Origin of the sequence: Nocardia sp. NPDC058518, assembly GCF_042719655.1 — a bacterium.
Taxonomy (GTDB): domain Bacteria; phylum Actinomycetota; class Actinomycetes; order Mycobacteriales; family Mycobacteriaceae; genus Nocardia.
The window spans coordinates 223890-247792 of sequence record NZ_JBHXNJ010000011.1; the positions used below are offsets into that span (position 1 = coordinate 223890).

At 69.9% G+C, this 23903-nt stretch carries 5 protein-coding genes and 1 pseudogene; 2 read left to right on the forward strand and 4 right to left on the reverse strand.

All coding sequences use genetic code 11. The features are described 5' to 3' along the window. Positions 1-25 precede the first annotated feature (25 nt). The 4 genes and pseudogenes from ACFWPX_RS20670 to ACFWPX_RS20685 form a co-directional block, all read right to left on the reverse strand. The gene (locus ACFWPX_RS20670) at positions 26-7498 is read right to left on the reverse strand and encodes an amino acid adenylation domain-containing protein (protein WP_378928732.1); all 7473 of its coding nucleotides are present in this window, start codon (positions 7496-7498) and stop codon (positions 26-28) included. Between the two features lie 141 nt (positions 7499-7639). Continuing rightward, positions 7640-13450: pseudogene (locus tag ACFWPX_RS20675) on the reverse strand (amino acid adenylation domain-containing protein); the annotation flags it as partial. A gap of 96 nt (positions 13451-13546) precedes the next feature. Then, positions 13547-20920, reverse strand: a complete 7374-nt coding sequence (locus ACFWPX_RS20680; protein ID WP_378928733.1) for an amino acid adenylation domain-containing protein — start codon at positions 20918-20920, stop codon at positions 13547-13549. 235 nt (positions 20921-21155) lie between these two features. Beyond that, positions 21156-22022, reverse strand: coding sequence for a M23 family metallopeptidase (locus ACFWPX_RS20685; RefSeq protein WP_378915784.1), 867 nt, complete (start codon positions 22020-22022; stop codon positions 21156-21158). 267 nt (positions 22023-22289) lie between these two features. On the opposite strand from ACFWPX_RS20685, the gene ACFWPX_RS20690 reads away from it, so the two are divergent. Both ACFWPX_RS20690 and ACFWPX_RS20695 read left to right on the forward strand, forming a co-directional pair. Next, a complete protein-coding gene (locus ACFWPX_RS20690; protein WP_378928734.1) occupies positions 22290-23336 on the forward strand; it encodes an NAD(P)H-dependent flavin oxidoreductase in 1047 nt (348 codons plus the stop codon). Positions 23337-23407: 71 nt separating this feature from the next. After that, entirely contained in the window at positions 23408-23800 is a 393-nt protein-coding gene (locus tag ACFWPX_RS20695) for an SCO5389 family protein (protein ID WP_378915780.1), read from the forward strand. The last annotated feature ends 103 nt before the right edge of the window (positions 23801-23903 follow it).

Here is a 23903-nt window from a genome sequence, read left to right on the forward strand (position 1 = left end):
GCGGACCAGCCAGTGTTCGTTCCACCTATCCATCCATCCCGACCACCGTGCGCCGCTCGCGCGGCTGCCCGGCGTTGCCGATCATCTCACTGAGCGCGACAATCCTCGCACCTGTCCCGTCGCCGGGTTCGGCGACGGCCACCGCGGCCTCGGTGAACACGTGACTCACCTCGTCCGCACCCCCCTTGTCTGCCCCCATCACCAGCGTCGCACCCGCGATCGCGGCCGCGACGATCTCGAGCACGCCCGCCACCGAATCCGGTCTGCCCGCCGCTCGCGTGCGTGATTCGAAGTTGAGCCCGGTGCGCTCGGCGACTTGCTCGGCCGCGGTCGCCAGCTCGTCGTAGCTCAGCGTGCGGCCACCGCCGACGAAGGCCACGTCGTCACCGCGCAGGGCGCGGGTGCGGTGGGCGTAGCCGATCGGGCGCGGTGATTCCGCGGCCAGTTCGGCGCGCAACGCCGGGTCGGCGAGGTCGTACCAGTCCAGGCCGTCGGGCGCGTCGAGGATATCGATGGTCAGGCCGAGTTTCACCTCGAGGCTGCCCGGCAGGCCCGCGTCCATCGTCATCAATGGCACCACCGCGGCACCGGCCTTGAGCACCGCCCAGGTCGCGATCGCCGCGTCCACCCCGCGGTCGAGGCGGACCGCGACTCCGGTGCCGGGTCCGGCGCCGCGGGCGATCAGCGAGCGAGCCAATTGTGAGGAGCGGGCGTCGAATTCGGCGTACACGATCTCGGATTCACCCAGATCGAGGGCGGGCGCGTCCGGGTCCTCCTCCACCGCCGAGGCCAGTTCCTGCGCCAGCGCGGCACCGTTGGCCGACGGCGTCGGCGCATAGGCCGCGGCGGTCAGTTCGCGTTCGCGTTCCCTGGCGTCGCGCAGGTCGATATCGCCGACTCGCACCGCGGGATCGGCGACGACCGCGGTGACGATCTCGGTGAGCCCGCGTGCGAAAGCCGCGACGGTGTGCTCGTCGAAAAGGTCGGTGGCGTAGGTGAACACGACGCCGATCTCGTCGGGTTCACCGGTCGCGGACAGGCGCGGTTCCACATTGACCTGGAGGTCGAACTTGGCGGGCCTGGCCGCGAGGTCCATCGCCTCGATGGTGAGGCCGGGCAGGCGAAGCACCGGTGTCTCGTTGTTGTGGAACGAGAGCACCACCTGGAACAGCGGGTTGTGCGACACCGTGCCGGTCGGGGCCACCTCCTCGACGACGCGCTCGAACGGCAGGTCGGCGTTGGCGAACGCGGCGAGGCCGACTTCGCGGGCGGCGCTGACCAGTTCGTCGAATCCGTGGCGCGGGTCGACTTCGGTGCGCAGGGTCAGGGTGTTGACGAACATGCCGACCAGGTCGTCGAGTTCGGGTTCGCCGCGGCCCGCGATCGGGGTGCCGATCGCGATATCGGTGCTGCCCGAGATCCGGGCGAGCAGCACGGCCAGTGCCGCGTGCACGACCATGAACAGCGACGCGTTGTGCCTGCGGGCGATCTCGGCGAGGCCGGCGTGCACGTCGGCGGGCAGGGTGGTGCTCACGTCGGCGCCGCGCAGCGAGGCGTGCGAGGGGCGCGGATGGTCGTGCGGGAGTTCGACCGTGCCGGACTGCCCGGACAGGGTGTGGCGCCAGAATCCCAGCTGCCTCGCGGCGGTGGAATTCTCATCCGATTCCGAACCGAGTACCTCGCGCTGCCACAGCGCGTAGTCGGCGTACTGCACGGGCAGTGGCGCCCAGGCGGGTGAGCGGCCTTCGACGCGGGCCCGGTAGGCGATCACCAGGTCACGGGCCAGCGGAGCGAGGGAGGCACCGTCGGCGATGATGTGCTGCACCACCACGGCGAGCACGTATTCCTCCTCGGCGAGCGGGTCGTCGGCGGGGGACGTGAACAGCCCGGCGCGCAACGGAACTCGCTCGGCGACGTCGAATCCGCCCGCGAGCAGCCGGATTACCCGCTCGCGCGGATCGTCGCACTCCTCGAGCGCGAGGCCGTTCGGCAACACGGCACTGACGGGCAGAATCTCCTGGTACGGAACGGCGTCGGCGTCATCGGCCGGGAACCGGGTACGCAGTGCCTCGTGCCGTTCGAGCACATCGGCGACGGCGTAGCGCAGCGCCGAGGTGTCGAGCGCGCCGCGCAGCCGCAGGACCAGCGGGATGTTGTAGGCCGGTGAGTCGGGGTCGATGCGGTTGAGCAACCACATCCGCTGCTGCGCGGGTGAGAGCGGAATGACGCCACGATCCTGCGCCGGGATCAGCGGCGGTCGTGGCGCGGCCACCGAACCCGGGCGAACGCGGGCGGCGAGCGAGCCGACGGTCGGCGCCTCGAACAGGTCACGCACCACCAGATCGGTGCTGAGCGCGTGGTCGATGCGGGCGATGGCCCTGGTAGCCAGCAGCGAGTTGCCGCCGCGGTCGAAGAAGTTGTCGTCGAGGCCGATCTCGGGCACGCCGAGCAGGGTCGCGAACACCCCGGCCACGCTGAGTTCGATGGGAGTGGTCGGCGCGCGGAAGGTGGTGGCGGCGGTGAACTCCGGTGCGGGCAGTGCGGCCCGGTCGAGCTTGCCGTTGGTGGTCATCGGCAGTTCCGGTACCACCACGACCGCGTCGGGAACCATGTAGCCGGTGAGGAATTCGGCGACGGCGGCACGCACGCGCACCGGGTCGAGGGCGGCGGCCACGCGATCGGCAGGCCCGGAGTCCGCGACGGGATCGACCGCACCGGTGGCCGCGACGACGTAGGCGATCAGGCGATCACCGGCGTGCTCGTCGGCGCGCACGATGACCGCCGACTGCCCGACGCCGGGAACGCGGAGCAGGGCGGCCTCGATCTCGCCCGGTTCGATCCGGAAACCGCGCAATTGGACCTGCTGGTCGCCGCGGCCGCCGTATTCGAGGGTGGGGGTGCCACGGAACCCGATCCAGCGGCCGAGGTCGCCGGAGCGGTAGCGGCGGGCACCCGGCTCGCCGAACGGATCGGCGACGAAACGGGTGGCGGTGAGGCCCGGCTTGCCGAGGTAGCCGCGCGAGAGTTGGTTGCCCGCGATGTAGAGCTCACCCGCGACGCCGAAGGGCACCGGGCGCAGACGGTCATCGAGGACGACCACCGACAACCCGGGCAGCGCGCGGCCGATCAGGCTGCCGGGTAGTTCGGCGGCATAGTCACGCCGCGCTACGTCCGCATCCGCTCCTCCGCTGTGGTCGGAGTCGGCACCAGATCCCGCCCGGTCGGCCACGAGTTCCGCGGTTCGCGAGGTCAGGACCTGGTGGGAGACATGGACGGTCGTCTCGGTGATGCCGTACATGTTGACGAGTTCCGGCGCGCCCGGGCCGTTTCCGTAGCGGTCGTACCAGCGGTTGAGCTTGCGGGGGTCTAAAGCCTCGCCACCGAAGACCACGTAGCGCAGCGGCAGCGGGGTGGCGCCCGCGGCTTGCGCGGCACGGTCGGCTTCGTCGAGCTGGGCGAAGGCGGTGGGGGTCTGGCTCAGCACCGTCACGTGTTCACGGGCCAGCAGTTCGCGGAATTCGATCGGCGAACGGGAGGTCAGGTGGTCGACGACGACGACCGACGAGCCGCCCGCCAGCGCGCACCACAGCTCCCAGACCGAGAAGTCGAAGGCGAAGGAGTGGAACACCGACCACACATCGTCGACGTCGAAGGCGAACAGCATCTGGGCGTTGGCGAACAGCTCGAGCACATTGCGATGGGTCACACCGACGCCCTTGGGCAGGCCGGTGGAACCCGAGGTGTAGATGACGTACGCGAGGTGATCCGGGCGCAGCGGGGCGCGACGTTCGCCGGGATGCAGGGGCGCGTCGGTGTAGACGGGCTGCTCGTCGAGCAACACCACGGGCAGGTCGGCCAGCGGTGTCAGCAGTTCGCGCTCGGCCGAGGTCGTCAGCAGCACAGCGGGTTTCGCGTCCGCGACGATGTAGCCGAGGCGCTGCGCGGGGTAGCCGGAGTCGATCGGCAGATAGCCCGCACCCGACAGGAGCACGGCGAGCAGCGCGACCGGCAGCTCCTCGGTGCGCGGAACAGCAACGGCCACCAGCGTTTCCGGGCCCGCGCCCTGCGCGATGAGCGCACGGGCGAGCGCCGATGCCCGGCCGAGGAGGTCGGCGAAAGTGAGGGACCGCTCCCCCGCCCTGATCGCGATCGCCTCGGGCCGCTGATGCGCCTGAGCGGTGATCAGGTCGGCGAGAGTCACCTCGGGAACCGTGATGCCGGGCGAATGGCCCTCGCGCAGCACGAGTTCACGCTCACCAGGGGCGAGCACGTCGATATCGCCGACCGGCTTCGCCGGTTCGGCTACCACCGCGGCGAGGACCCGCGCCCAGCGGTCGGCGAAGTCGGCGACCGTGCCGCGGTCGAAGAGGTCTGTGGCATAGACGAAAGTGGCCGCCATGCCCTGCGGTGCGCCGTCGGCGCCGATGTGTTCGGCGAGTTCCACCTGCAGGTCGAACTTCGCCAGCGGCACCGTGAAGTCGGCGGCCGAGACGGCGAGGCCGGGCAGCGCGAGGTCGGTGCGGGCCAGGTTCTGGAAGGTCAGCATCACCTGGAACAGCGGGTGCCTCGCGGTCGAACGCACCGGCTCCAGCAGGTCGACGAGCCGCTCGAACGGCACGTCGGCGTGCCCGAAGGCCGCGAGATCGCGCGATCGGACCTCGGTGAGCAACTCGGCGAAGTTCGCCGCCGGATTCACCTCGGTGCGCAGGACCAGCGTGTTGACGAACATGCCGATCAGCTCGTCGAGCGCCTGTTCGCCGCGCCCGGCGACCGGGGTACCGATCGCGATGTCGCGGGTGCCGGAGAGCCGGGCCAGCAGCATGGCCAGCGCGGTGTGCACAACCATGAACAGCGTGGCGTTGTGCTCGCGGGCCAGCGCGGACAGACCGGCGTGCACCGAGGCGGGCACCTGAACGCTCAGCGACCCGCCTGTCCGGTTCGACACGGCGGGACGCGGCCGGTCGGTGGGCAGTTCGAGCTGTTCGGGCAGGCCGGACAGAGTCTTTCGCCAGAAGGCCAGTTGCGCGGCGAGCAGCGAATCCGGATCGTGCTCGGCGCCGAGCAGTTCGCGCTGCCACAGCGTGTAATCGACGTACTGTACCGGCAGCGGCGGCCACTGCGGCGCACCGCCCCCGCGCCGTTCGGCGTAGGCGGTGAGCAGATCTCTGGTCAGCGGCGCGAAGGAGAATCCGTCGGCGGCGATGTGGTGCACCACGCAGACGACGACGTGCTCGTTGTCCGAGATCGCCAGCACCCGCACCCGCACCGGCGGACCGGCGGTGACGTCGAAACCGGTCAGCGCCGCGGCTCCGATCGCCTCGGTGAGCCCGTCCTCGGCCACCTCGATGACCTCGAACTCGGGCACCGCGGCAGGGTCGCCCGCCGCCAGCACCAGCTGGTGACCTTCGCCGTCGAGCACCCCACCGAACCCATCGGAACCGACGCCGTCGGACACCGGGTAGACCGTGCGGAGCACTTCGTGGCGCGCGATCAGGTCGGCGATCGCGGCGCGCAGGGCGGGCAGGTCGAGGCGGCCGGAGAGGCGGACCGCGACCGGGATGTTGTCCACCGCCGACGCGGGATCGAAGCGGTTGAGGAACCACATCCGCTGCTGGGCATAGGACAGCGGCACCAACTCGGGGCGCGGACGCGATGTGAGCGGCAGCGCGTGCGCCGTAAGCCGTTGCTGCTCGGCCCGATTGGCGAGTGCCGCGACCGTCGGCGCCTCGAAGACCGCCTGCACCGGCACCCGCACGTCCAGCGCGGCACCGATGCGGGCGACAGCCTGAGCGGCGAGCAGCGAGTCGCCACCCAGTTCGAAGAAGTCGTCGTCGGCGCCGACCCGGCCCGCGCCGTCACGCAGCAACAGCGCGGCGAACACATCGGCCACCACCTGTTCGGCCGGGGTGGCGGGCGCGCGGAAGCCGCGCGCGGTGAACACCGGCGTCGGCAGCGCGGCGCGATCGAGCTTGCCGACCGAGGTGAGCGGCAGCGCGTCGAGGACCATGATGACCGACGGAATCATGTACGCGGGCAGCGATTCCGCGAGGAATTCCGCCAGCGCCCCGGTGTCGACCGTGCGGCCGGCGCGCGGCAGCACATAGGCCACCAGCGCCGTCGCGCCCGATGGCATCGTCTTGCCCAGCGTCACCGCGTAATCGAGGTCGGGGTGGGCGGTGAGGGCGTTGTCGATCTCGCCGAGCTCGATCCGGAAACCGCGCACCTTCACCTGGAAGTCGGTGCGGCCCAGGTATTCCAGCGTGCCGTCGTGTTCGAATCGGCGCACCAGATCGCCGGTGCGATACAGCCTGCCCGGCCCGAACGGCGAGGCGACGAAACGTTCCGAAGTGAGCCCCGGCCTGCCCAGATACCCCTGCGCGAGCGCGGGGCCGGACAGGTACAGCTCGCCGACCACCCCGGCGGGCACCGGCCGCAACCGCGCGTCGAGCACGTACAGGCCCATGCCGGGCACCGCGGTGCCGATGGTGATCGGCGCATGCGCCCGCAGCGCCGTGGTGCTGGTGGCGAGGATCGTGGCCTCGGTGGGCCCGTACCCGTTGTAGAACGCGCGCCCGCCGGTTGCCCAGCGGCCGACCAGCTCCGGACCGAACCGGTCGCCCGCGACGATCACGGTGCCCAGATCCGGCAGCCCGGCGGGGTCGACGGACTCGAGCGCGCCCGGGGTGATCAGCAGGTGGGTGATGCGTTCGCGGCGCAGCAGGTCCGACAGTTCGAAACCGCCGAACACCCGTGGCGGCGAGATCACCAGCGTCGCGCCGACACCGAACGGCAGCAGCAGCTCGAGTACCGACACATCGAAGTTCGGCGAGCAAACATGCAGCACGCGCGAATCGAGCTCGACGCCATAGTGTTCGCGCTCGGCGGCGACCAGCGTGGCCAGCCCGGTATGGGTGACCACAACACCCTTGGGCTTGCCGGTGGAGCCGGAGGTGTAGATGACGTAGGCGGGATGACATTCGTCGATCGGGCGGACCCGGTCGGCGTAGCTCACCGCATGCCCGGGGCGCACGGCGATACGTTCGGCGACCACGGGGTCATCGAGTTCGATCCAGTACGCGGTGGTGCCGAGGCAGGCGCGATGGGCCGCGGTGGTCAGGCCGATGGTCGCGCCGGAGTCGGCGACGATGTGGGCGATCCGGTCGGCCGGATAGGCCGGGTCGACCGGCACGTACGCGGCGCCGGTCTTGGCGATGGCCCACACCGCGAGCACGGATTCGATCGAGCGGGCGATGGCGATCGCGACGACGTCGCCCGCACCCATGCCACGGTCGATGAGTTCACGTGCCAGGCGCGAGGATTGCTCGTCGAGCTCGCGATAAGTGAGGTGTTGTTCCGCGCCGGGCATCCCGGTCGGGTTGTAGCGCAGCGCGATCGAATCGGCCGCGGACTCGACGGCGGCCGTGAGCAGCTGACCGAACAACGGTGCGCCGGTAGCACGTCGGCGGCCGGCACGGCCCGTGCGGCGGGGGGTTTCCACAGACCAATACACCTCTCGCGTCCGGCGGCCGAGTCGGACACAGCATAGCCACACCTACATAGCCATTGCCGACCGTCGCCGAGGTGTGCGCCACGACACACCAACTCTATCGCAACAGGATCGTAATGCCCATGGAGTCCGTTACGGACGTGTATCGCCGGATCCGCTCGCACCCGCGACGACCTGCGCGATTACCGGTCCCGACGTGGCTACCGCCACAGTCGCGAGCATCTGCTGATGAGTGGCATCGACCGGGTGGTCAGCAATGATCCCGCTGACGAACGGCCGCCATCGCGAGGCGCCGTCCCCCAGCTTTTGGGGGGTCCGCATGGCGGTGAAATAGGTGACATCGCCCTCGAATCGGGCGTGTTCGAGCTCGGTGAGCAGTACCACCGAGTGCAGCGCGCCACGGTACATGCCGACGAATTGGGTGCGCGAGATCGGCGTGTCTCCCGCCAGCGCGGCGTGTAGCGATTCGAGTGCCGCATCACCGAGGTCGGTGAGCCGCTCGGGAAGCTGCTGCTCGGGTATGCCGAGTTCGACGAGCACATGCCGCAATTCGGTACCGAAATCGGCGAGTGCGGCGCCGGGCAGGCTGTCGAGCATCGTCAGCGACGCCACCGTCTCGCCCTCGGCCTGCAGTCGGGTCGCGACGGCCTGCGCGAGCACGCCACCGAGGGACCAACCGAGCAGCTGATACGGGCCGTGCGGTTGGACGCCACGGATCTCGGCCAGATAACGGTCGATGAGTTCCTCGGCCGAAGTGGGCCGGAATTCCGGGTCGCTCAGCGCGGGTGACTGGATGCCGACAACGGGCTGATCGTCGGGCAGATGCGGCACCAGGCTCGCGTAGCCCCATGCCAGGCCGGAGACCGGGTGCACACAGATGAGCGGCGGGCGGGTGCCGCGGCGGGCGATCGGGAGCACGACCGAGAGTGCGGCTTCGAGGTCGGTGGCGGCGGCTGGGCCGTCGCTGATTCTCGTCGCGAGACCGGCGACGGTCGGGTCGGCGAAGAACGCGGCGACGGTGAGTTCGACGCCGGTGTGTTCGCGTAGGTGGTGCACGACGCGGGTGGCCAGCAGCGAGTTGCCGCCGAGGGCGAAGAAGTCGTCGTCCAGGCCGGGGGTCGGCGCGCCGAGGACCTCGGTGAAGACGGCGGCCACGGCGATCTCGTGAGCTGTCTCGGGTGCGCGGTAGCGGCGCGGTGCGAGTACCGGCTCCGGGAGTGCGGCCCTGTCGAGTTTGCCGTTCGCGTTCAGCGGGAGGTGGTCGAGAACGACGAAGGCGGCGGGGACCATATAGGACGGGAGTACCAGCGCCACAGCGGCTTTGACATCCGCAGGAGTGAGCGTTTCGTCGGGCGCGGGAACAACATAGGCGACGAGCCGGTCGCCGAGTTGCGGATCCGTCGTGGCGATGACCGCTGCCTGTGCGATTCGTGGTGCGGCGAGTAGAGCGGCTTCGATCTCACCGAGTTCGATGCGGAAACCGCGGATCTTCACCTGGAAGTCGGTGCGACCCCGGTATTCGAGTTCGCCGTCGGCGGTCCAGGCTACGAGGTCGCCCGTGCGGTACATGCGTGCGCCCGACCCGGCGAAGGGGTTGGCGACGAAGCGGTCGGCGGTGAGGTCGGGGCGGGCGTGGTAACCGCGGGCGAGCTGCGCGCCTGCGAGATACAGCTCACCCGCGACACCTACCGGGACGGGCCGCAGACGGGCGTCGAGAACGTAGACGCCGCTGTTCCATTCGGGTCGGCCGATCGGGACCGTGGTGCGATCGGCGGTGGTGACGCGGTGGTCGGTGATCGAGACCGCGGCTTCGGTGGGGCCGTACAGGTTGTGCAATGCCGCCGGGGTCGCCGCCAGGAAACGCTGGGCGGTCGCGGCGGGCAGGGCCTCGCCGATGGCCAGTACACGGCGCAGCGAATTCGGGAGGGCACCAGCGGATTCGGTGAGCAGCGCGTCGAGCATCGAGGGCACCACATGCAGGGTTGTCACCGATTGCGCGGCGAGTACGCGCAGCAGGTGGGCAGGGTCGAGGTGGCCGTCGGGTGCGGTGATCACCAGGCGGCCACCGCAGATGGCGGCCGACCAGAATTCCCAGACCGAGAGGTCGAAAGTGGCGGCGGTCTTCAACAGCACCGAGTCGTCGCGGCCGAGTCCGAACGCCGCTGTCTTCCAGAGCAACTGGTTGACGATCGCGCTGTGCGAGACGGCCACGCCCTTCGGCTTGCCGGTCGAACCGGAGGTGAAGATGAGGTAGGCCGTGTTCTCCGGACGCAGCACGCCGATGCGCTCGCTCGCGACGATCGGCACGGTCGAGACCGCGGACACATCGATCGTGTCGATCGCGATCACCGGCGCCGAGGCACCATCGAATCCGTCACGCGTGGTGGTCAATACGCAGGCGGGCGCCGCCGTATCGAGGACGTGCGCCACGCGGTCGGCGGGCTGATCCGGATCCACCGGGACATAGGCGGCGCCGGCCTGTGTCACCGCGTACATGGCGACGACCAGGTCGGTGGAGCGTCTGATCGCCAGGGCCACGCGGTCCTCGACTCCCACACCCCGCGTGATCAGGTGTCGTGCAAGTTGATTCACACGGGCGGCGAACTCACGGTAGGTGAGCTGTGCGCCGTCGGCGTCAACGAGCGCGACGCCATCGGGGTCGGCTGCCACGGTATCGGCGAACAGGAAGGCGAGCGTCGCGGGCGGGCAGGGGTGCTCAGTTGCGTTCCAGTCGTGCAGGATTCGTTCCCGCTCGGCAACGGAGAGTAGTTCGATCTCGTCGACGGGACGTTCGGGCGCAGTCGCGATCGCGGTCAGAACTCGCGCGAAACGGTCCGCGTAGATCTGGGCGGTCGAGGCATCGAACAGGTCGGTGGCATAGGTGAATACGCCGCTGATCCCCTGCGCGACACCGGCACTGTCGTAGGCATCGGCGACGATGGCGTGCAGATCGAACTGGGACACCGCGAGGTCCACGTCGACGCCTTCGACCGCGGTCTCGCCGAGTTCGAGGCCGGTCCGGCTGAGGTTCTGGAAGGACAGGCCGACCTGGAACAGCGGATGACGAGCCGTGGAGCGGGCGGGATTGATCGCCTCGACGAGGCGCTCGAACGGGAGGTCAGCGTTCGCGAACACCTGCAGGTCGGTATCACGTTGGCGGGCGAGGAGTTCGGTGAACGACTCGCCGGACGCGAGGGTGGTGCGGAAGACCAGGGTGTTGACGAACATGCCGATCAGGTCGTCGAGCGCGGCCTCGCCGCGGCCTGCGATGGGAGTACCGACCGCCAGATCGTCGGTGCCCGCCAGCCTCGCCAGAGTCACCGCGAGTGCGGTGTGCACGACCATGAACAGCGTCGCACCCTGGTTGCGCGCCAAAGCCAGTAGGGCGCGGTGGGTTTCGGCGTCGATCTCGATCGGCACGCGACCACCGGCGAAGGACTGCACGGCGGGGCGTGGCCGGTCGGCGGGCAGGTCGAGCTGGTCGGGCAGCCCGGCCAGCGCATCACGCCAGTAGGCGAGCTGGGCCGAGGCCAGCGACCGCGGGTCGTCCTCGCTGCCGAGCAAGGCGCGCTGCCACAGCGCGTAGTCGGCGTACTGCACGGTCAGCGGCGTCCACTCCGGGGCGCTGCCCGCCGAGCGTGCCGCGTAGGCGAGCATGAGGTCCCTGGTCAGCGGCGTGAGCGAAGAACCGTCACCGGCGATGTGGTGCACGACCACCGCGAGCACCGATTCGCCTGCGTCGAGCTCGAACAGCGCGACCCGCAACGGCACCTGGCCCCGCACGTCGAACCCGGACGAACCGAACTCGTGCATGGCGGCGGTGAGCTGATCGGGCGCGATCGAGCGCACCTCGAGCCGCGGCGTCGCCTCGGTCTCGGCCAGGATCTGCTGGATCGGCCCGTCGTCGGTCTCGGGGTAGATCGTGCGCAGGGTTTCGTGCCGGGCGACGAGGTCGGCCACGGCGGCGCGCAGCGCCTCGACGTCGATGGCGCCGTGCAGCCGCACCGCCATCGGGATATTGTAGGCGACCGATCCCGGGTCGAACTGATTGAGGAACCACATCCGCTGCTGGGCCAGCGACAGCGGGATCCGCGCGGGCCGCTCCCCCGCCGCCAGCGCGGGCCGGGCACCCGCACCGGCGGATTCGGCGAGTCGCCGTGCCAGTGTCTCCACCGTCGACGCCTCGAACAGCAGCCGGACCGGGAAGTCGGTGTCCAGTGCGGCGCCGAGGCGGGCGGCGACCTGGGTGGCCATCAGCGAGTTGCCGCCGAGGGCGAAGAAGTCGTCGTCGAGGCCGAGCTGGGTATCGCCGAGGTCGAGCACCCGGGCGAAGGTGCCCGCCACGATCTGCTCCACCGGTGTGGCGGGAGCACGGAATTCGGCGTGTTCGAGGACCGGTGCGGGCAGTGCCCTTCGGTCGAGTTTGCCGACCGGGGTGAGCGGGATGGTGTCGAGTTCCATCAGCACGGTCGGCACCATGTGCGCGGGCAGACTGCGCTCGACGAAGGCGGTGAGTGCGGCGGTATCGACGGCCGCACCCGGTGCCGCGTGCACGTAGGACACCAGAATGGTCGCGCCGCTGTCGAGTTCGTGGCCGACGGTGACTGCGAAGTCGAGGCTTTCGTGCGCCGAGAGCACCGCGTCGATCTCGCCGAGTTCGATCCGGAAACCACGGATCTTGACCTGGAAGTCGTTGCGGCCCACATAGTCCAGTGCGCCGTCGCTGGTCCAGCGGACCAGGTCGCCGGTGCGGTAGAGGCGAGAACCGGCCGGGTCGAACGGATTCGCGACATATCGCGAGGAGGTGAGTCCGGGGCGGGCGTGATAGCCGCGGGTCAGCTGGGCGCCGGTGATGTAGAGCTCGCCGGTGACGCCGGGTGGAACGGGGCCGAGCCGGTCGTCGAGAACATATTCGGCCACGCCGTTGATCGGACCGCCGATGGTCATCGGGTCGCCCGGTTTCAGCGGCACACTGATATTGGTGACGATGGTCGTCTCGGTGGGCCCGTACACATTGAGGAATTCGCGCAGGGTGCCGTCGGCGAGCGGAATCGCCCAGCGCCGCAGCAGATCCGGCGGAACGGCCTCACCACCGACCGCGACCACCCGGAAGTCGTCGAGCCCGTCCGGATCGATCGAGGCCAGCGCGGCCGGGGTGATGAAAACGTGGCTCACCCGCTCGCGGCGCAGCAGGGCGGCCAGATCGTCGCCGCCGTACACGCTCGGGTCGACGATCACCATCGTGGCGCCCGCCCCGATCGCCAGCAGCAGCTCGAGCAGCGAGGCGTCGAACGACGGTGAGGCGAAGTGCAGAGTGCGCGAAGTGGATTCGACACCATAGTGCCGCCGCTGTTCCTCGCTGAAGCCGGCGAGCCCGGCCTGAGTCACCGCGACGCCCTTGGGCAGGCCGGTGGAGCCGGAGGTGTAGATGAGGTAGGCAAGGTCCTCGGCCCGCACCGGACGCAGCCGGTCGGCCGCGGTGATCGCTTCGCCGGAGAGGTCGTCGAGCCGGTCGGCGGCCGTTCCGGTCATCTCGGCATCGAGTTCGAGCCACCGCACCTGGGTGGGGAGGTCGTCGGCGACGGCCGCGACGGTCAGGCCGAAAACCGCACCCGAGTCGGTGACCATGTGGGCCACACGGTCCGGAGGGTAGTTCGGGTCGACCGGGACGAAACCCGCGCCGGTCTTGGTGACGGCCCAGACCGCGAGGACGGATTCGATGGAGCGCGGTATTCCGATGGCCACCAGGTCGCCCGCGCCGATGCCGCGGCCGATCAGCAGGCGGGCGATGCGGTTGGAGCGCTCATCGAGTTCGGCGTAGGTAAGGCTGCCGACGGTGTGGGTGGCGTCGGCGAGGACCACGGCGAGACCGTCGGGGTTGGTCTCGACCGCGGTGGCCAGCAGCTGTGCCAGCGCGGTGACGCGCGGGCGACGAGTACGAACCGGTCGGGTTCTTGCCGGTCGTGTCATAGCTGTTCCACCTCACCCATCACCGAAACTTGTTGCCCCGCACCGAGCCCCGCGCCGTGAGCGCGGGGTTCACGCCACCGGGGCGCGCAGATCTCCGAGCACCAGCACTACCTCGGCCGCACCCCGGTTGCCCGGTTCGGCATCGTCGGCGATCAACGCCTGCAGATCGCCGAGCTCGGTGGTGTCGACCGCCTCGAGCCCCGCCCGATCACCGAACAGGTGGGTTACCCACTCCTCGGCCAGTGCGGCCGACAATCCGTCGGTGGCACCGGCTGCCGACGCAGCAGCGAGGCCGGCGGCGGGCTCGGCCGCGGGGACCAGGACCATCGAGGCACCCGCCACACCTGCCGCGACCGGCTCGACCAGCGCGGCGAAGGTGTCGACGGCGCCGTAACCGAAGGTTCGCGCTTCGAAGGTCAGGTCGGTGCCCGCGCGCACCTGCGCACCCGCCGTGGCGAGTTCGTCGTAGCTGCGGGTGTCGTCGGCGCCGACGAAGGCCGGGTCGCCGCCGCGCAGGGCACGGGTGCGGTCGGCGTAGGTCACCGGGCGGGCGGACCGGGTGGACAGTTCGGTCTTGATCGCCGGGTCGTCCAGTGAGATCCAGTCGACGCCACGGGGTTCGCCGACGGTGATACCCAGCTTCACGGCGGGTTCGGCGGGCAGCTCGGCACCGGTCACCGGGACCACGGCCGCGCCTGCCTTGAGGATCGCCCAGACCGCGGTGGCCCAGTCGATGCCGCGCGGAAGATCAACGGCCACCGCGTCTCCGGGGCCGAAACCCCGGCCGATCAGCAGGCGGGCCAGGCGTGCGGAGCGGGCGTCGAGCTGGTCGTAGGTCAGCGCGTCGTCGCCCCAGACCAGGGCAGGACCGTCGGGGTCGTCCTCGGCGGCGGCGGTGAAGGCCTGCGCGAGAGTGGTGCCGCCCGACGGCGTGCTCGGCACGGGAGCCTGTGCCGCGCCGGCGAGCAGCCGGGCGCGTTCGGACTCGTCGAGGATGTCGATATCGCCGATGCGGATCTGCGGGTCGGCGGCGACGGCGGTCAGGATGCGGGCGAAGCGGGCACCGATGCTGCGCACGGTGGCCTCGTCGAACAGGTCGGTGGCGTAGTTGAACAGGGCGACCAGCTCGCCGGGTTCACCGGCGGCGGTGAAGCGGGGTTCGACGTCCACCTGCAGGTCGAACTTCGCCGCGACCGCGGTTTCCAGCGCGTTCACGGTGAGACCGGGCAGTTCGAGCGCGGCCGCCTCGTTGTTGCTGAAGGTGAGCGCCACCTGGAACAGCGGGCTCTGCGCACTGCCCCGGCCCGGCGCGACGACCTCGGCGACCCGCTCGAACGGCAGGTCGGCATTGGCGAACGCACCGAGATCGGTCTCGCGGGCCACGTCGACGGCCTCGTCGAAGGAACCGGCCGGATCGAGCGTGGTGCGCAGCGTCAAGGTGTTGACGAACATGCCGACCAGGTCATCGAGCGCCCGTTCACCACGCCCGGCGACAGCGGTGCCGATGGCGATATCGGAGGTGCCAGACAAACGGCCGAGCAGCACGGCCAGCGCCGCGTGCACCACCATGAACAGCGACGACTTGTGCTCGCGCGCAAGGTGATTCAGCGCGGTGTGCACCTCGGCGGGCAGACGCAGCTCGGTGGTGGCACCGACCAGGGTCGGCACGGTGGGACGCGGGCGGTCCTGCGGCAGCTCCAGCAGCGGGGGAACGTCGGCCAGCTGCTCGCGCCAGTAGTCGAGCTGCGCGGCGGCCAGGGATTGCGGCTGAGCGTCGTCACCGACGACGGCCCGTTGCCACAGCGCGAAGTCGGCGTACTGGACGTCGAGCGGCGCCCATCCCGGGCTCTGCTGCGCGGCGCGGGCAACGTAGGCGGTCATCAGGTCGCGGGCGAGCGGCGCCAGCGAGGCACCGTCAGCCGAGATGTGGTGCACCACAACGACGAGCAGCCAGTCGGCCGAGGTTCCATCGGTCAGCAGCGCCGCGCGCAGCGGAACCTCACGCGTCACATCGAAACCCGCACCGGCCAATTCGGCCGCGCGAGTGAGGATATCGGTGGTCGTCTCGACCTGGAGGCCACCCGGCAGCGCGTCTGCCACGGAAAGAATCTCCTGCACGGGCATCCCATCGGCAGCGGCGCCGACAGACGCCACCCGACCGACCACAGCAGAATCAGCATCACCGGACACCGGGAAGTACGTGCGCAGTGATTCGTGTCTGCCGAGCACGTCGGTGACCGCGGCATCGAGAGCGGCCAGGTCCAGCTCGCCGGTGAGGCGGATCGCGAATGGGATGTTGTACGAGCCCGAAGCGGGGTCGAGCTGGTTGAGCACCCACATGCGCTGCTGTGCCAGCGACAGCGGAATCCGTTGCGGGCGTTCGGTAGCGACCAGCGGCGGCCGCGCGGCCGTACCGCTCGCACCACCGATGCGCGCGGCAAGGGCCGACACGGTGGGTGTCTCGAACAGATCGCGGATGGCGAGCTGTGCGTCGAGTGCCTCGTTGATGCGGGCGATCGCGCGGGTGGCCAGCAGCGAGTTGCCGCCGAGGGCGAAGTAATCGTCGTCGGCGCCGACGCGGGCCATGCCGAGCAGTTCCGCGAAGACCCCGGCGACGATCTCCTCGGCAGGCGTGGCGGGCGCGCGGAACTCGCCCGCGGTGAAGGCAGGGGCGGGCAGCGCCTTGCGGTCGAGCTTGCCGCTCGGGTTCAGCGGGAAGCTGTCCAGCACCGTGACAACGGTCGGAACCATGTAGGAGGGCAGCGATTCCGCGACGGCCGTACGCAGCGCCGCGGGGTCCGGCTGTTCGCCGGGGCGCGCCACCACATAGGCGACCAGATGCTGGCCCGATGCGGTGTCGAGCACCAATGCCACGGACTGGCTGATCACGTCCTGCGCGAGCAGTGCGGTCTCGATCTCGCCGAGCTCGATGCGCTGACCACGGAACTTCACCTGGAAGTCGGTGCGGCCCAGGTATTCCAGCGCGGGCTCGGCCGACGCCGCACCCCAGCGCACGAGGTCGCCGGAGCGGTACATCCGCGCGCCGGGCTCGAAGGGGTTGGCGACGAACCGATCCGCGGTCAGACCGGGGCGGGCGACATAGCCGCGCGCGAGCTGGTCACCGGCCAGGTACAACTCGCCGACCACTCCGGCGGGCACCGCGCGCAGCCGCGAATCCAGCACGTAGACACGGGTATTCCACTCCGGCACGCCCATCGGCACCGAACCGCGATCGGAATCGCTTGCGGGCCAACGCGTCACGGTGACAGCAGCTTCGGTAGGTCCGTACAGGTTGTGCACCCGCGCCGTGGAGACGCGGGCCACGTCGGCGACGGTCTCGGTGGGCAGCGCCTCACCGGCGGCGAAGACCGCGCGCAGGCTCGGAATCGAACCGGCGCTGGTGTGCGCCGCGAACACCGAGAGCATCGACGGAACGAAGTCGGTGAGCGTCACACGCTGCGCCGCGATGGTTTCGGCGAGGTACACCGGGTCGCGGTGTCCGTCGTGGGTAGACACGACCAGCTTCGCGCCGGTCCGCAGCGGCAGGAAGTAACCCCACAGCGACACGTCGAAGGTGGCGGGCGTCTTCTGCAGGTACACATCCGACGGACCGATCCCGTACTCGGCGCCCATGTACACCATCTGGTTGACGATCGCCGCGTGCGACACCGCCACACCCTTGGGCCGCCCGGTGGAACCGGAGGTGAAGATGACATAGGCCGGATTCTCGGGCCGAACCGGCTCGGCCAACTCGACCGGCGCGGCCGAGAACTCCTCGAGCGCAACGGAATCCACCAGGATCACCGGCACATCCGAGGGCACCTCGATCGCATCCGCGGTGGTGCTCAGGACTGCGGCGGGCGCGGCGGTATCGAGAATGTGCGCGATGCGATCGGCCGGATGATCCGGGTCGATCGGCACATACGCCCCACCGGCGGTCACGATCGCGTACATCCCGACCACCAGATCGAGCGAGCGCCGCACCGCGAGCCCGACCAGGGATTCGGGACCAACACCCTGCGTGATCAGCAGCCGAGCGAGCCGGTTGACCCGCTCGTCGAACTCCCGATAGGTCAGCTCGGCGCCCTCATAGGCGACAGCGACGGCATCGGGATGGTCGGCAACCGCACGCCGATAGCCGTCGAGCAGCAGCTCCGGTGCGAGGTCGTGGCGAGTGTCGTTCCACTGCACCAGGATTCGGTCCAGCTCGGCAGGCTCCATGAGCTCGATCGCGCCGAGCGGCTCGGCAGGTGCGGCGACGATACCGGCCAGCAGCCGCTGGAACCGGTCGGCGAACCCGGCGATGGTGTCCGCGTCGAACAGGTCGGTGGCATAGGTGAGCCCGACCGCGATGCCGTGCGGCGCGCCGTGGCGATCGGTGTCCTCCACCATCTCGAACTGCAGGTCGAACTTGGCGAACGGCATGGTCAGCTCGACGCCCGCGACGGTCAGCCCGGGTAGCTCCAGGGCGGTGCGCGCCATGTTCTGGAAGGCGAGCATCACCTGGAACAGCGGATGCCGTGCGGTCGAACGGGCCGGGTCGAGCAGCTCGACCAATCGCTCGAAGGGCACGTCGGCGTGGCCGAACGCCGCGACATCGACCGCGCGGGTCTGAGCGAGCAGCTCTTCGAAGCCGGCTGCCGGGTCTACCTCGGTGCGCAGCACCAGAGTGTTGACGAACATGCCGATCAGGTCATCGAGCGCGGCGTCACCACGACCGGCGACGGGGGTACCGATGGCGATATCGGTGCTGCCCGACAGCCTGGCGAGCAGTGCCGACAGTGCCGCGTGCACCACCATGAACAGCGTCGAATTGTGTGTGCGCGCAAGCTGATCCAGCCCGGCGTGCACCTGGGCCGGAATCCGGAAGTCCAGGCTCGCGCCACGGTAGGAGGCGGTCGCGGGTCGTGGCCGGTCGATCGGCAGCTCGAGCTGATCTGGCACACCGGCGAGCTGGGTGCGCCAGAAGTCGATCTGCTGGGCCAGGATCGACTCCGGGTCGTCCTCGGTGCCGAGCACCGCGCGCTGCCAGAGCGTGAAATCGGCGTACTGGACGGCCAATTCGGGCCAGCCCGGCGCGGTGCCCGCACTGCGCTTGACGTAGGCGGTCATCAGGTCGCGAGTGAGCGGGCCCATCGACACACCGTCACCGGCGATGTGGTGCATCACGCAGACCAGCACGTGCTCGGTCGCGCTCAGCCGCAGCAGGCGCAGCCGCAGCGGCGGGGCGACGGTGACGTCGAAGCCCGCGCCGACGGTCTCGGTGACCAGCTCGGCGATCGCGTCCTCGGTGGCGTCGTCGGCCGCGAGGGTTGGCACGGCGCGCGGGTCCGACAGCGGCAGCACCAGCTGCGTGCCGACCCCGTCGACCGGCGGATACATCGTGCGCAGCACCTCGTGGCGCGCCACCAGGTCGGTGACCGCGACGCGCAACGCGTCGACATCGAGCGCACCCGACAGGCGCACCGCGATCGGCATGTTGTTCACGGCACTGGCCGGGTCGAACTGGTTGAGGAACCACATCCGCTGCTGGGCGAACGACAGCGGGATCGAATCGGGGCGCTGCTGCGCGACCAGCTCTTGACCCGAACCGGTGCCGATATGGCGCTCCACGCGTTCGGCCAATCCCGAGACCGTGCTCACCTCGAACAGCAACTGCACCGGCACGCGGGTATCGAGTGCGGCGCCGATGCGCGTGGCGGCCTGCGCGGCCAGCAGCGAGTTACCACCGAGCTCGAAGAAGTCGTCGTCGGCGCCGACCCGGATCTCCTCCGGCGCACCGGCGGTCAGCAACTCGGCGAAGACACCGGCCACCACCTGCTGCACCGGGGTAGCGGGCGCCCGGAACTCGCGCACCGCGAAAACGGGCTCCGGCAATGCCTTTCGGTCCAGCTTGCCCACCGGCGTCAGCGGGATCCGGTCCAGGACCATGATCGCGGCCGGAATCATGTAGCCGGGCAACGATTCCGCGAGGAACGCATCGAGCGCGGGCACATCGACAGTGGCGCCGGAGCGAGGCATCACATACGAAACCAGCGCCGTCACACCGGAAGGCAGGGTCTTGCCGAGGGTGGCGGCGAAGTCGATGTCGGGGTGCGCGGTGAGCGCGTTGTCGATCTCGCCGAGCTCGATCCGGAAGCCGCGGATCTTCACCTGGAAGTCCGAGCGCCCCATGTATTCGATGACACCGTCACCGGATTCACTGCGCCGCACCAGGTCTCCGGTGCGGTACAGGCGCGCGTTCGCGTCACCGGATTCGGTACCGAAGGGGCTGGCGACGAAACGTTCCGCGGTGAGCGCGGGCCGGTTCAGATAGCCCTGCGCCAGTGCGGGACCCGACAGATACAGCTCGCCGATCACGCCCGACGGCACCGGCCGCAGCCGCGAATCCAGCACGAACGCACCGACACCGGCGATCGCGGCACCGATCGTCACCGGCGCGGCCGGGTCCATCGGCGGGGTGCTGGTGGCCAGGATGGTGGCCTCGGTGGGGCCGTAGCCGTTGTAGAACTCACGCTCGCCGACAGCCCAGCGACCGACCAGTTCCGGCCCGAACTTGTCACCCGCGACGACCACCACCTGGAGGTCGTCCAGATCTGCCGGATCGACAGATTCCAGCGCGCCCGGAGTGATGAGCATGTGCGAAACCTGTTCGCGACGCAGCAGATCCGCCAGCTCGAAGCCACCGAACACGCCGGGCGGCGCGATCACCAGGGTGGCGCCCGCGGAGAAGGTGAGCAGCAATTCCAGCACCGACACGTCGAAGTTCGGCGAACACACGTGCAGCACGCGCGAGTCGGCGGCGACGCGATAGTGCGCGCGCTCGGCGGCGACCAGACCGGCCAGACCGGTGTGGGTCACCACGACGCCCTTCGGCTTACCGGTGGAGCCCGAGGTGTAGATGACGTAGGCCGGATGCCGCTCGTCGAGGGTGCGGATCCGGTCGGTGTAGGAGATCGGGTGCGCGGGCTGGGCCGCGATGTGGGCGGCCGTCTCGGCGTCGTCGAGCTCGAGCCAGATCAGCGCCGTACCGAGCACCTCGCGATGGGTGGCGGTGGTGAGCCCGAGCACCGCACCCGAGTCGGACACGATGTGGGCGATGCGGTCGGCCGGGTAGTTCGGGTCGACCGGGACATAGGCGGCGCCGGTCTTGGCGATCGCCCACACGGCGAGCACCGACTCGATGCCGCGGGCGATGCCGATGGCGACCACGTCGCCGGGGCCGATGCCGCGGGCGATGAGCGCGCGGGCCAGCCGCGAGGACCGCTGGTCGAACTCGGAATAGGTGAGCTGACGCTGATCGGCGGGGTCGCCGGACGGGTTGAACCGAACCGCGACCCGATCGGCAGCCGACTCGACGGCCCCCGTCAGCAACTGCCCGAAAGTCGGACTGCTCGATCGGCGACGGCGGTTACCGCGGGCAGAACGACGGGCAGTTTCCATTCGGGTTCATTCACCTCTCATCGAGCCTGTACGCGCGCGGCGATCCCGCACCGTGCAGATCGAGCCATCATATAGACCGACTACACATCAGCCGAGTCAGCGTGCCCCCAGGGCTCGGGGCCCAGAGGAGTATCGGACCGGCCCGCGAACGTGTTGCCGCTTCAACAGCAAAGTGACGGGGCTCATAAGAACCACCGTCACTCGCTCTACGGAGAAAGCTCCGTACTCATACCGCTCAGTGCGCGGAAGGGCCCCACTCCAGCGGCACGCCCTTGGCAGCGAGGTACGGAATCGGGTCCATCTTGCTGCCGCCCTGATCCCAGATCTCGAGGTGCAGGTGCGGGCCGGTGGACTGGCCGCGGTTGCCGACGGTCGCGATGACCTGACCCGCGTTCACCCGCTGACCCTCGCTGACCAGCATTTCGTTGACGTGGCCGTAGACCCCGGTGGTGCCGTCGTCGTGCAGCACCCGCACCCACAGGCCGAAGCCCGACGCCGGGCCCGCCTCGATCACGGTGCCGTTGGACACGGACTTGATCGGGGCGCCGATCGAGTCGGCGAAGTCGAGGCCGTAGTGCATGGCACCCCAGCGGGCGCCGTAGCCGGAGCTGATCGGGCCCGCGACCGGACGCGCCGACTGCGGCGGCGCGACCTGATGCTGAATGCCCTGGAGGATGTCCTCGACCTGCGACAGCGGGCCGGAGATCTCGGGGGGCAGGTTGCCGATGCCGAACGGCGCGGCCACGGGGGCGGCGATCGGCGCGGCGACCGCGTCCACCGGCGCGGGGGTCTCGACGTGCGCGGAGACCTGCTGCGCGGCGACGAGGTCGACATCCTGGCGGGCCGACTCGGGGACGACCGATTCCTTGACGCTGTCGTCGTGGGTCGGCAGCAGCGGCGCGGCGAAGGCCAGCGCCGGTGCGATCTGGGCGGTGACGCCGACCAGAGCGCCCGCGGCGACCGCGGCACTGGCGGCGACCCGCACACGATCCGAACGCGACGCTTCGGCGCGGTGCCTGCTCCTGCTCGGGCTCCGGCCATCCGCGTTCGCAAGCAGAGCCTGCACGGAGATGGATTCGGGACCCACACGGTGCTGCGACAAGATCTCGTCCTAGCGTCCGACAACAAGGAAAACGAAACCGGTCTGCGACCGGCCCGGAGACCGCTTGCGCGGTCCCCACCGCCGACCCGTGTGTAACGGTTCGGCATACGTTGTGACGCGAACTCTACCCGGCCGTGACCATTCCGCAACCTTCCGTCACGAAATCGCAGGTAGATGACGTGCCGCACAGTAACAATCACAGTGCCCAACCCGTCACACGCGCTGTCACCGGGCCTGAACACGGCCCCGACCGACCAGACTCGACCCATGGTGATCGAGACCCTGACTGTCCCCATCGTTGCCGCGCCCATGGCGGGCGGCCCGTCCACACCCGAGTTGGTGGTCGCCGTGGCGGCCGCGGGCGGGTTCGGACAGCTCGCCGGCGGCTACCTCGGCACCGAGGCGGTGGCAGCGCAGATCGAGGCGACGAGGGCAGCCACCGCGGCGCCGTTCGGCGTGAACCTGTTCGCACCGGGAGCGGTGGCCGATCCGGCCGTTTACGCGACCTACCTCGCCGAACTCGGCGCCGAGTTCCCGCTCGGCACCCCCGAGCACGACACCGACGGATGGGCCGACAAGCTCGATCTCCTCATCGCCGATCCGGTCGCGGTGGTCTCGACGACCTTCGGCTGTCCCACCGCCGTGGAAGTGGACCGGCTGCACGCGGTCGGCTCGGAGGTGTGGGTGACGGTCACCTCGCCCGATGAGGCCCTGATCGCCGTCGACGCGGGCGCCGACGTGCTGATCGCCCAGGGCGCCGAGGCGGGCGGGCATCGCGCGAGCTTCCTCGACGACCCCGCCGACGACCCGACCGACCCACCCGGGCTGCTGACCCTGATCCAGCTGCTCACCGCCGTCACCTCCCGCCCACTCGTCGCGGCGGGCGGGATCGCCACGGGCGCCGGGGTGGCCGGGGTGCTGGCGGCCGGTGCGTCGGCCGCGCAGATCGGCACCGCGCTGCTGCGCTGCCCGGAGGCGGGCACCAACGCCGTGCATCGCGGTGCGATCGGCACGCCGGAACCGACGATGCTCACGCGCGCGTTCACCGGACGTCGCGCCCGCGGGATCCGAAACCGTTTCCTCGTCGAACACACCGCCGACGCGCCGGCCGCCTACCCCGAAATTCATTACGCCACAGCCCCGTTGCGGGCCGCCGCACGGGCAGGCGGCAACACCGACGAAGTGAATCTGTGGGCGGGGCAAGCTCATTCACTGAGCACCGGGCAACCGGCAAGCGAACTGGTCGCAGACTTGGCCGCCGACGCGAAAAGCGCACTCCGAAAAGCACTTTCGGAACGAATCCAGGGTTATTGACAACGGATATCGTTTAGACTCGGTCCTGGCATCGCATCCCGCCGACCACCCCCAAGCAGGAGGAGAGCGCCATGTCCCTCGATGTTCCCGCCGCACTACTCGAACGCGCCGAACAGGGCGATATCGACGACGCCGAATTCGTCGAATGTGTCCGTATCTCACTGCCTTACGCATGGGAGGTGGTGAGCCGGGTCGCGGACGACCTGCGCACCGGCACCGACGAATACGCCGACAACCGGGTGCCGCCGCCGGACGAGGTGGCCCGCGGACAGCTGCTGCGCGCTTTAGCCTCCGATGCCATTCGTGGCGGCCTGGAACGGCATTTCGGCGTGAAGCTGGCCTTCCAGAACTGCCACCGGGTCGCGGCTTTCCCGCTGTCGGCCGTCGGCGGGGAAACCTACACCCGCTACATCAGCCCCCGCGCCCAGCTCTTGAACCAGAGCCCCGAGCTGCGTAACTGCTGATCAACGAAAAAGGCGGGGGGGGGATTTGGTCCACCCCCCCCCGTTTGGGGGGCGACACCCGGTCGACAGCGAGCGAGCCCACGGCGGAATGTGGGCGCCGGCG

Coding starts and splice junctions, on each gene's coding strand:
- ACFWPX_RS20680 (WP_378928733.1), bottom strand. CDS start 20,920: ATGGAAACTGCCCGTCGTTCTGCCCGCGGTAACCGCCGTCGCCGATCG.
- ACFWPX_RS20690 (WP_378928734.1), top strand. CDS start 22,290: ATGGTGATCGAGACCCTGACTGTCCCCATCGTTGCCGCGCCCATGGCG.
- ACFWPX_RS20695 (WP_378915780.1), top strand. CDS start 23,408: ATGTCCCTCGATGTTCCCGCCGCACTACTCGAACGCGCCGAACAGGGC.